At 30.1% G+C, this 11987-nt stretch carries 10 protein-coding genes and 1 tRNA gene; all 11 read right to left on the bottom strand.

Annotated features, from left to right (window positions below; translation table 11 throughout):
- Window positions 1-3: 3 nt before the first annotated feature.
- A complete protein-coding gene (locus tag I0K12_RS05760; protein WP_196886085.1) occupies window positions 4-1317 on the bottom strand; it encodes a cryptochrome/photolyase family protein in 1314 nt (437 codons plus the stop codon).
- Between the two features lie 349 nt (window positions 1318-1666).
- On the bottom strand, window positions 1667-2845 hold the full coding sequence (locus I0K12_RS05755) for an AIR synthase related protein (protein ID WP_196886082.1): 1179 nt from the start codon (window positions 2843-2845) through the stop codon (window positions 1667-1669).
- A gap of 75 nt (window positions 2846-2920) precedes the next feature.
- Window positions 2921-4408 (bottom strand): carboxypeptidase regulatory-like domain-containing protein, encoded by a 1488-nt coding sequence (locus I0K12_RS05750; protein WP_196886081.1) that lies wholly within the window; start codon window positions 4406-4408, stop codon window positions 2921-2923.
- A 10-nt stretch (window positions 4409-4418) separates the two neighbouring features.
- Window positions 4419-5807, bottom strand: a complete 1389-nt coding sequence (locus I0K12_RS05745; RefSeq protein WP_196886079.1) for a CsgG/HfaB family protein — start codon at window positions 5805-5807, stop codon at window positions 4419-4421.
- 9 nt (window positions 5808-5816) lie between these two features.
- Window positions 5817-6224 (bottom strand): curli assembly protein CsgF, encoded by a 408-nt coding sequence (locus I0K12_RS05740; RefSeq protein WP_196886077.1) that lies wholly within the window; start codon window positions 6222-6224, stop codon window positions 5817-5819.
- A 1-nt stretch (window position 6225) separates the two neighbouring features.
- Window positions 6226-6939, bottom strand: coding sequence for a CsgE family curli-type amyloid fiber assembly protein (locus I0K12_RS05735; RefSeq protein ID WP_196886075.1), 714 nt, complete (start codon window positions 6937-6939; stop codon window positions 6226-6228).
- Window positions 6932-7324, bottom strand: coding sequence for a hypothetical protein (locus I0K12_RS05730; RefSeq protein WP_196886073.1), 393 nt, complete (start codon window positions 7322-7324; stop codon window positions 6932-6934). The genes I0K12_RS05735 and I0K12_RS05730 overlap by 8 nt, the downstream gene beginning before the upstream one ends.
- A gap of 261 nt (window positions 7325-7585) precedes the next feature.
- Window positions 7586-10615, bottom strand: coding sequence for a DUF5689 domain-containing protein (locus I0K12_RS05725; RefSeq protein ID WP_196886071.1), 3030 nt, complete (start codon window positions 10613-10615; stop codon window positions 7586-7588).
- 222 nt (window positions 10616-10837) lie between these two features.
- Window positions 10838-10910 (bottom strand) — tRNA-Phe (locus I0K12_RS05720).
- 133 nt (window positions 10911-11043) lie between these two features.
- Complete coding sequence (locus I0K12_RS05715; protein ID WP_196886069.1) at window positions 11044-11748, bottom strand: peptidylprolyl isomerase; 705 nt, start codon at window positions 11746-11748, stop codon at window positions 11044-11046.
- Between the two features lie 10 nt (window positions 11749-11758).
- Entirely contained in the window at window positions 11759-11947 is a 189-nt protein-coding gene (locus I0K12_RS05710; protein ID WP_196886068.1) for a hypothetical protein, read from the bottom strand.
- Window positions 11948-11987: the final 40 nt, after the last annotated feature.

The raw sequence follows: 11987 nt of genomic DNA, 5'->3' as shown, positions 1-11987 counted from the left end.
TTTTTATTTTCCTAAACCTTCCTTATACATTTCTAAGGCTCTTTCTCTAGCAAATTTATGATCTACCATCGGCTTTGGATATTTTGAAGTTCCATATTCTGGAATCCATTTTTTCACATATTTCAAATCTTTATCAAATTTTGTCAATTGTGTTTCAGGATTAAAAATTCTGAAATACGGAGCAGCATCTGCACCACAACCAGCAACCCATTGCCAATTTCCAACATTCGACGAAAGTTCAAAATCTAACAATTTCTCTGCAAAATATCTTTCCCCCCAGCGCCAATCAATCATCAAGTGTTTACATAAAAAACTCCCAACAACCATTCGAACTCGATTGTGCATATATCCTGTCGCATTTAATTCTCGCATTCCCGCATCTACCATCGGATAACCTGTTTTTCCTTCACACCATTTTTTAAAGTCTTCTTCATCAGTTCTCCATAAAATCCTATCATATTCTGGACGAAAAGATTCCTTAGCTGTTCGTTGATTGTTATAGAACAATTGCATAAAAAATTCTCTCCAAATTAATTCATTTAGATAAACTTGTTTTGAATCTGTTGTATTCAACGCATAATGTACCAATTTACGAATGCTCACAGTTCCAAACCTTAAATGTGGCGAAATTGAAGAAGTTCCATCTACACTCGGAAAATCTCTTTTTTCAACATAAGAATTCAATTTTGGTTTGTCCAAATGATAAGGAATCACTTCTATTTCGGTTTTTTCAAAACCAATTTCCGTCAAACTCGGAAAAGAGAAATCTACATTTTGCAAAAAATTATTTTCAACTTCAAAAACATCTTGAATCATTAAATTTTTCTCTGAAAGTTTTTCTTTCCATTTTCGCATATATGGCGTATAAACCTTATAAATCTCTCCATCTGCTTTTAAAATTTCTTTCTTTGCAAAAATCACATGATCTTTATAAACATTAAAAACAATATTCTTGGACTCTAAAAAGGCTTTTACTCTTTTATCTCTTTCAATTCCATAAGTTTCATAATCTTCATTTGTATACACAGCTTGTACTGTATATTCTTCTGTCAACTTTTTGAAAGCATTTAAAACTTCATCATGAAAAATCAAAATATCCGACTGAAATTGAACTTTTAATTCTTCTTTTATTAATTCTAATTTTTCATGAATAAATTGAACTCTAGCATCTTTTTTTGTTTCTAATTTTTCTAAAATATCTTTATCAAAAATAAAAATTGGCAATACATTTTCTTCTTTCTTTAAAGCTTGAATCAACGCTGTATTATCTTCCAATCTTAAATCTCTTCGAAACCAATGAATCGTAACTTTTTGCATTTACTTCTTCTTTTTAAATAGTTATTTTATTCATTTTTTTCTTGATAAAAAAACGAACCAAAAAAATCAAGACTTTATTTTTAAAATCAAAAATCTACGAAATTTGAAAAAGACGAAAAAAACTCGCTATCACTCAAACAGTTTTTCGTCTATTTTTTCCAAAATTCTTGATTTTTACAATTTTAAAAATAGGTCAATTAAATTTCAGAAAACATTTTCAATCCTCAAAAACATACTTATAGTTTTAATATCAAGTAATTTAATTTAGATATATTTTTTAAATTATATTCATAAAAAAACCCAGAACTAAGTTCCGGGTTTCTATGTAAAATATCAAATTTCTTTTCTATTAATATTCAAAAGTTCCGTGCTCTGAATTAATTGTAAGTTTTTTAGAATCCGAAGCTTCTACTCTACCAATAATTTGTGCTTCTACACCAAATTCTTTTGAAATTTCCATGATTTCATTTGCTACTTCTTCCTTCACATATAACTCCATACGATGTCCCATATTGAAAACTTGGTACATCTCTTTCCAATCTGTCTTAGATTGCTCTTGGATTAATTTAAATAAAGGTGGCGTAGCAAATAAATTATCTTTAATCACATGAACATTACCTACAAAATGTAACACTTTTGTTTGTGCTCCACCAGAACAGTGAACCATTCCGTGAATATTTTCTTTAGCTACAGAATTTAAAATCTTCTTGATAATTGGTGCATAAGTTCTAGTTGGAGATAAAACTAATTTTCCAGCATCAATAGAAACTCCTTCTACTTCATCTGTAAGTTTTACATTTCCAGAATACACTAAATCTTCAGGAACTGCCGCATCAAAACTCTCAGGATATTTTTCAGCTAAATATTTTGCAAAAACATCATGACGCGCAGAAGTCAATCCATTACTTCCCATTCCTCCATTATATTCTGTTTCATAAGCAGCTTGACCAAAAGAAGCTAAACCTACAATAACATCTCCAGCTTGAATGTTTGCATTATCAATTACATCTTCTTTTTTCATTCTAGCAGTAACCGTAGAATCCACGATAATTGTACGAACTAAATCTCCAACATCTGCAGTTTCTCCACCTGTAGAGTGAATTTTAATTCCGTGATTTGCTAAATCTTCTAAAAGTTCTTCTGTTCCATTGATAATTGAAGAAATTACCTCTCCTGGAATTAAGTTTTTATTTCTTCCAATCGTTGAAGAAAGCATGATGTTTTCTGTTGCTCCAACGCAAAGTAAATCATCAATATTCATGATTAAAGCATCTTGTGCAATTCCTTTCCAAACAGATAAATCTCCTGTTTCTTTCCAATACATGTAGGCTAAAGAAGATTTTGTTCCTGCACCATCTGCGTGCATCACGATACAATGATCTTCGCTTCCTGTTAAATAATCTGGAACGATTTTACAAAAAGCCTTTGGAAACAATCCTTTATCTACATTCTTGATTGCATTATGCACATCTTCCTTTGAAGCGGAAACACCTCTTTGGCTATATCTTTTACTTACTTCTGAACTCATTCTTATTTTTGTTGTGTTGTTGTTTTTCGCAAAGTTAATTGTTTCTTTAAAACTAACTCTATGCAAATCTGAAAATTATTCCCAATCTGGCATTTCAGCATTTTCCAACAACACTTCTCTGTGGTAAGAATCATCTATATAGTCTAATGAAACCTTATAAATGTTTTTAGTTGAAATTCCATCATTAGATGTATTCATAAAAATAACTTCAGCTTCATTTGGTGAAAATCTTGGATCTAAATCGTTCGTTCCTCCAAATTTACTTGTAGAAAAATTAATGGAAGTATCATTTTCAAAATTGTAAATAAAAATATCTGAATCTAAAATTCTGTATTCATCATTTTCAAAACCGCTCGTATCATGTGTATAAAGAAGTTTTTGTTCATCTATAGAAAAATTCAAACCACTAACAGCTCCATTTACATTATCTAAAATTGTATTCAAAATATTTCCATTAAAATCTATCACATAAATCGAAGCATCATAACCTTGTGGATTATTTGTTTTAATTGCAATTTTATCTCCAAAATATCCTAAATCACATTCTGTAATATATTTTCCATCTGGAGTTTGATAAATCAATTCTGTCCCTGATCCGTCTTTATTTACTTTGTATAACTTATCAAAACTTGGATATAATAAATATTCTCCGTTTGCAGACCATGAGAAATCAACTTCAGACATTTTAAATCCGTTTACAGGAATTGTAGAAACTTGAAACAATTCAGAACCATCTGCTTTCATGGTAAAAAGATGTGTTTCTGCATTTACAGTTTGGAAAAAAGCAATCAAAGAAGCTTGATTATTCTTTCTTGGACGCCAGCTATTTTTCGAAATATCTGTCAAAATACTTTCTACTTCTAATTCATTTTTAGAGTAAATAATATTATTTCCATTCTGATTTTTCACATAAAACAATCTATTTCCTGGGTCATTTATAACTTTAAAAGAATATACAGCACTATATATTTTCTCACTATAATCATCATAAGCTTTTACCTGCCAAAAATATTTAGTTCCGTAATCTAGATTTTCAATAAGCACAGAAGTTTCTGTAATATTTTCAATAATTATTTCACTATCATCCTTATCATTTTTAACCAAAACATCGTAATAAATAGTATCTTCTTCTGGATCTACACTCAACCATTCTAAAGTAGCAAACAAGCTTGTTAATTCTTGATTATCCTCTGGTAAAATAAGCGCAGGAATTGACGGAGCTTTATTCCCTGTAGTTTCAATCTGCATCTCAAAAATCACATTTACTGTGTTATCCGTTTCCACAGTTGCAGATTCAAAACTTGTTAAAAACTCATCTTTTTCAGCTTGCACAGAATAGTCGCCTTCTTCAATATCCGTAAAAGTAAATTCTCCATTTTCATCTGTAAATGCGGTATTATTTGTAGAAGAAATACTAACTTTTACATTTACCATTGGCTCAAAAGTTACTGCATCTACAACTTTTCCTGATATCGTTCCTGTAGATACCATTTCCAAAACATCTTCATTACAAGAAATCAAAAATAGCAACATACATATTTTTAGAATCAAATTCCTTTTCATCACTTTTTGTTTAAAATATTTTTTTAGTTTCAGTTTTCTTTTCTTTACCAAAATATGCGTTTACACCAAGGGAAAACCTCCAATAATAATCGTCTTTTTTTCCGTGTGTAACACCGTCAATAGTATCATCAAAAGGCAAATTTTGTTCTCCAAATATTTTTATTCCAAAAGTATTAGAAGCTAAATATTCAAAACCTAATCCATATTGAACTTTCAGATATTCATTAGCATTATCCTTTTTATCAATATTGAAAAGATATCCAGGTCCAACATAAACGTATGGAGTAAACTTCTCATATGGCAATACGTTAAATTGTAAATTGGCATCTACGGAAAGTAAATTTTGTTTGTTATCTAAATTCTTATTCTTGAAATCGATTTTCCGCATTCCTGCTGCTAAACTAAAAGATGGATTTTTTAAATAATAATTATATCCTAATGCGAAAGAAAAAGTATTAGCCGGATTTGCGTAATCATTTTCAATTCTAGAAGTTCCAACTTCGAAGCTAATTCCATTTTTTGCTCTACGATCTTGAAAATTTCTATTATAAATCTTTGTATTTTCTGCTTCTTCTTTTTCTTTTTCAAATCTTTCTTTCAATAAAGCAACAGATTCATCACCTCCTTTAGCACTCCACAAGCCATCTAAAATTCCTTCAACAATCATTAATTCTACAGCTTTATCTATCGCTTCTTTCACAGCTAATTGTGAAGGTTCATTTTGAGTATATCCAGTTTCTACTTCGAGTAACCTTTGAAGATTTACATAACGAAATAAGCTAGCCGTTACTTGTTGTGATAAAATAGTTTTGGAAACATAGACATTTTTTAAAATTTGTCCATTCATCGTAGAAACAGCTCTAAGATAAACAGTTATTCTATCTTGTCTATAATTTGCAGCCCCACCTGCACCAAAATATCTTGCTCCTACTCCTCCTGTCATAATATTGGAATCATAAGACACAACTCCCCCTTCTAAAATCACTCCTGCATAAAGTAACGGATGTAAGCTATTCTTTGCATCAACGTTTGCATAATCGACTCTTGTTGACCTAATAATTTGTCTTTCATTAAATAGATTACCAATATTCTCTCTTTCAATCGGAGAAAACCATTTGGAGTCTGCTAAAGATTTTATCAAGATCGAAGTTCCTCCTTGCGTAACAGACGTACTCCACGTTGATCCTGTTTCTAACTGCTTATATTGCCCTGTTTGATCTCTAAATTTATAAACAGCAACTACAATTGGTTTTTGTGGTTTTATATCTTTTAAAAGTTCACTTTTTGGCGTGTTTTCTCCTATTCTAGCTTTTTGGGTTTGTAAAGGCTGGTTCCAATAAGCTCCACAACCTGACAAAAGACCAATGAAAACTAGTCCAATTATTGATTTAATTTTCATGACATTTTTTTAATCGTTGGGTATTACAATTTCGGTTTTATCACCAGTTGCAGTATCAAGAATACTGATAAAAAGTCCATCTGTAGAAGGAGAAATATCTAAAACCAAACTTCCAAAAACATAAGTACCTTCTTCTAATTCACCTTCACCAAACTCATCTTCAAACAAATCTTTCGAAATTTTATTCAAAAGCTGTCTATTTAAATTTTCTGTAAACCTTTCCGTATCTGATTTCTGAGTTCTTGAAGAACTTGAAGATTCCTTAAAAGAATTCTGTGCATTTGCGGAAGCTAATAACTGTTGATAACTAAATGGGTTATTTCCTCCAAAAAAAGGATTAACGGGTTTGTATACGAAGTTTTGTGCTATTCCCATAAATGGAATAAAAAACAGAATGATTAATAATTTTCTTTTCATACTAAATACCTCTTATTTTTTTCCAGTTTTTTCTATTCTTACTTTCTCTTTCCAATCTTCTGATAGCATTCTTTGCTTGTTGATTAATAAATTCAACATCTGGTTTGGTTTGAAATCTATAGATTATCCTATCTTCAATTTTCACTTCCACAACACTTCCTCTACCAAAAGAAGGTTTTTCATAAACATAAATCATAAAAGGATATTTCAAGTTTTTGGACATCATTTGTCCATAAAACACATCATAAAAATCTTTTCCTAGCTTCGTTCTTACTTCCTCTACAACAATTCCCTTTATTTCAATTTCAGTTTCTTTAATTGGTTCTAAATTGTTTTGATTAGGGTTTAATCTTATCGTTAACGAATCTTTTGCAATCAATTTAGATTCTACTCTACCAAAAAAGAAAACTTTGATCTCATCTTTAGCTTCAAAATTTAAATATGTTTGTAAAACTTTCATCTTGTTATGAGCTGGTATAGAAATACGCTCTGAAACGTTTTGCTTTTCATATTTTTTTGAAGCAACTTTTTTTAATATTAACATCTGAACAGAAACATCTTCAATATAAAAGTTTGATTGATTTTCTAATATGGTAAATATCTCTACAGACTTCCCTTTAATATTATAATCTATTTCTGATTTGAGTTTTTTTTCTTCTTGTGAATAAAATAGATGTGAGATTAAAAAAATAATGAATACTATCTTTTTATTCATTTTCTATAAATAAGCTTTCATCATTTCCTCTTTGACTAATCTTCATATTATTAGTCAATTGATTCTCACCTACAATTCCTACCTCATTATTATCACCAATTTGCTCAACTTTCACATGATACTCCATACTTGATGTAGATGTGAAATTATACACGTTATCTTGCCCATACTGCATTACCATCTGTGTACTATTATTGGCATTCATTAAAACATCTACAGTATTATTTTCTCCAATCTGATCTAATTGAATCTTAGTTCCTTCAGGTATATTCTGAACTTCTTCTTGTTCGTATAGCGATAATATTTCTTGTTCTGTTAAAATCTCCTGTGAAAACAATGAACATGAAACAAATAATAATCCTAGAAATAAGTATTTTTTAATCATTTTATTCGGTATTTTATTCAGAGCATAAATTTATTATTTTTTTTCAAACACAAGTTAAAAAAACACACTTATTTAATTGATTTACAATATTTTAACTTAAAAAAGCGATACTCAACCACTGAAAACAGTGATTTTCACAAACAATACATAAACAACTATATAACAATTACTTAAGTAAAATCCATAAAAAAAGGGAGTAATATTAAATATTACTCCCTTTTCAAGAAACTAAAAGTCTCTTTTATATACTTTTAAAGAAAATTATCTTACGATTAATTTCACATTTCCAGCATTTTCTAATCTTACAATGTAAGTTCCTTTTGTTAAAGTAGAAACATCAATTGTGTTAGCTTTTTCTCCTTTTAATACAGATCTACCTAAAAGATCAACTACTTCGAAAGAAGTTTCTTTTGATAATCTTACGATAGATTGTGTAGTTGGGTTTGGATAGATAGAAATTGTATTCTCATTTCCATATTCAACAACATCTAAATCATCATTGATATCAGCTGCATTTCTTGGGAAAATTTGGTAAGTCTCATTGAATTGAGAAGCTACACCAACTACAGTTTTTTCATCTGTAGGAATTACGTTTCCGATATAATCTACATCGTAGAAAGCAGTTCTTAATACTCCTGTATTTTCTCCGTTTTCGATTGAATAGTTTTGTCCGTTTACAAATACTGCAGTTCCGTCACCTTCTGTGAAAGTTACATTGAAGATTTTTACTAATTCTGATTCGTAATCTTCTCCGTTATTATTTAACTCTTCGATAGTAATCTCTTGAGCTACTAAATCATTATCAGAAGAAGCTACAGAAGCGTCTTGAGTAGGAATTATCTCTAATAACCCATTAAACTCAATTACTTTTCCTTTTACTCCAGAAATATAATCTCCAACATTCATTTCAGTTGTGATGATTCCTTCTTCATCAAAAATCATGATTCCAGAAATCGTAGATCCGTTAGCATCTTGAATCCATTTTCTGTTTTTGAATCCATCTTTATGAGTTAAAACAATATCTCCAGTAATTTCATAAGTATTATTTAAACCGTTAGCTAAAACGTGTGCTCTTAAATCTGTAATAGAAGAAACAACTACAGCTTCAGAAATTGTAAATGTAACTTCTGCCATTACAGCTTCAGCTAAATCATTTCCATCATTATCTACTAATTTAATTTTAACTGTATGTGATCCTAAAGTTAATCCAGTTAAAGCAATGTTAGTATCATCAAATTTATTTGTTGAATTTGTGAAATCATCCATTGAATAAACAATGTATCCATCTCCATCATTTGCAGACTCACTAGTAGATAAGTTGAAGTTACCTAAATCAAAAGCAATATTTAATTCTGTAACATCTGATCCGAATACACTATTATTCTCTGGTGAAGTAATAGCTAAAGTAGGATCTGTGTTAACTTCCATATCAAAAATATCAACAACAGTTCTTGGAGAAACTTGGTAAACATCATTATACTGAACATTTACTCCAACTACATTTCCTTCTCCTGAAGGAATTACAGTTCCAATATAGTCAACATCGTAGAAGTTTGTTCTCATTACTGCAGTATTTGTACCATCAGTAATGTTATAGTTTTGTCCATTTGCAAAAGTTGCAGCATCATCAGCATCTTCGAAAGAAACTGTGTTGATTTGAACTAACTCAGACTCATAATCTTCTCCATTTGTATTGAACTCTTCAATAGTTACAACTTGTGGAGCAATAGTATTATCAGAAGAAACAACAGATGCAGAATCTTCAGAAGGAATAAATTTTAATGAATTATTTTGCTCAATAATTTCTCCTTTGAATCCAGTAACATAATCTCCAACATTCATCTCAGTTGTAATGATTCCGTCTTCATCTTCAATCATAATTCCAGAAATAGTTCCTTCTTTATCTTGAATCCATTTTCTTCCTTTATATCCAACTTTTTGAGTTAAAACAAACTCTCCAGTTAATTCATAAGTAGTTCCTGCTCCATTTGCAACGAAATCAGCTCTTAATGCAGTAATAGTAGCCATTTCTGTTGCTGTTTGTTCAACTGCAATAGAAAAAGAAACTTCTGTTGCTACAGCTTCAGCTAAATCATTTCCGTCGTTATCAACTAATTTTATTTTTACTGTATGTGCTCCCGCTTCTAATCCTGTTAAAGCAATTGCAGTATCATCAAATTTATTTGTTGTAGTAGAGAAATCATCCATTGAGTATACAATGTATCCGTCTCCGTCATTTGCAGTATCGCTTGTAGACAAGTTAAAGTTTCCTAAATCAAAAGCAACATTAACATCAGTTGTTCCAGCTGCTAAAATTTCATCATTTGCTGGTGAAGTAATTGCTAAAGTTGGAGTTGTGATTACTGCTGCAATAGAAAAAGAAACTTCTGTTGCTACAGCTTCAGCTAAATCATTTCCGTCATTGTCTACTAATTTAATTTTTACTGTATGATCTCCAGCAGTCAATCCTGTTAAAGCAATTGCAGTATCATCAAATTTATTCGTTGTAGTAGAGAAATCATCCATTGAGTATACAATGTATCCGTCTCCGTCATTTGCAGTATCACTTGTAGATAAGTTGAAGTTTCCTAATGTAAACTCAACATTAACATCTGTAGTTCCAGCAGCCAATTCAGCATTGTTTGCTGGAGATGAAATAGCTAAAGAAGGATCTGTAGTTACAACATCATCAATATATGTTTGAAATTGGAATAATTCACTTAAAGTTTCTCCTGATGGTGGATCAGTTTGACATGAACCTGTACCATCTAAAATATTTAATTCTCCAATTGTCCAATTATTAACATCAAAAGTTCCTCCATTTGCAGTTGTTCCAGAGTTTCTTTTTAAGTAAGTATCTAAATATTCCCAGTTTTCACCAGTTCCATCAACACCGTCAACTCCAAAACGATCGATAACATTTCCATCACCATCTACAATTTGAAAACGATCATCACCATTCATGTTGATTCCTCCATTTTCAATAACATTTGTAGAAATAGCAAATTCTTGTTCTAAAATTGCTGCATCATTTGTTAAATATACATACTCGTCTGTTTTAGAATTTAATCCTGAAAGATCAATATCAGAACCAAAATCTCCAGTATTATCGTTAGTCTGCTTTTGGATTTTCCAATTTGTAAAATCGATTGTTCCATCAACATATAACTCTAAAACTTTCCCACTTCCACCAGGACATGGAGAATCTACGAACCCAGTAATTAAAGCTGACTGAGCGTAAGAAGCTACCGATAAAATCGAAGCCGTTAAAAATGCGTAATTTTTTTTCATAAAAATAATCTTTGTAATTTCATTTTTGAACCCAAATGTACAGTAACAATAATGTTATCTCAAAGATTTCAATGTTAAGTTAAAATTAAGTTTTTAAAAATAAGACTTAAACTAACTTTTAGTTAATTAATTAACATTTTTTCATTAAATAATTTTAAATTGAAAGTTTGGAAAGTTTAGAGCAAAAAAAAATCTCAAACCTTAAAAGATTTGAGATTTAAGTGGTACCTCCAGGAATCGAACCAGGGACACATGGATTTTCAGTCCATTGCTCTACCAACTGAGCTAAGGTACCATTGCTTGTTCTTAGCGGTGGCAAATATATGTAAACTTTATAAACTGAAAAACTTTTTTTCAGTTTTTTTGATAAAAAATTTACAAAAAAATAGTAAAACCTTAATTTTCAGTAAAATAATTTTTTAAAAAAATTACTCTAAAATTTCAATTTTTATATCAACATCTTCATATGGCCACTCATCTCTGTCAACTTTTACTTTTGAAATTTTATCCATCACATCAAAACCTTTCGTGACTTGACCAAAAACAGTGTGCTCTCCATCTAAGTGATGTTCTCCTTTTGGACTTAAAATAAAGTAAAACTCAAAAGGTGTAGATAGCTTTTTTGGATTATTATCCCAACTTCTAGCAATAGCAAGAGCTCCTCTTTTATGTTTTCTATTTTTTCTAAACTCAGGTAGTATTCGATAGTTTTTTAATTCAGTTCTATATCTTACTGTTTGTTCATTATCTGAATTTCCTCCTTGAATAATGAAATCTTCAACAATTCGGTGAAATGAAGTAGTGTCAAAATATCCTTCTTTGGCTAAAAAAAGAAAACTTGCTCTATGCAAAGGTGTATCTTTGAATAAAGTAACATAGATATCACCAAAACGTGTAATCAACTTGATTTTCGTCTCAGGATTATCTTTGCCATATTGCTCCAAAAATTCATAAGTGATCTTTGGTAACTTTTTAGGAGTTTTTTTCTCTTTTTTAATTTTAGGTACTACTTTTTTAGGCGCTTCTTTTTTTACTTTTTCTTCAACTTTTACAGGAGTTTTTGTCTTTTCTCCACAAGAATAAAATAAATTTAAAGCTAAAAAAGCTACTACTATCAAACAGTAATTTTTCATTTTATATATTTTAATGCATTGAAAATACTATAGTTGCAAAGATAATAATTGCTAAAACAATTACTATCCCAACTATCATTGCTGTATTTTTATAATGTAGTTTATGTAGTTTTAAATCTTTTCTATAACTATAAATTAATGCTGCTGCAAATGCTACGATGAAAAAAATTGCAAACATCATTTGACCTTGTGTAAACATCTTTCTTTAAATTTGATTTCGCAAAAATAAAGAAAATACG

The sequence above is a fragment of the Aureivirga sp. CE67 genome, from assembly GCF_015767245.1.
In the GTDB taxonomy this organism is placed as follows: Bacteria; Bacteroidota; Bacteroidia; order Flavobacteriales; family Flavobacteriaceae; genus Aureivirga.
This window is presented reverse-complemented; position numbering and strand designations above follow the sequence as displayed.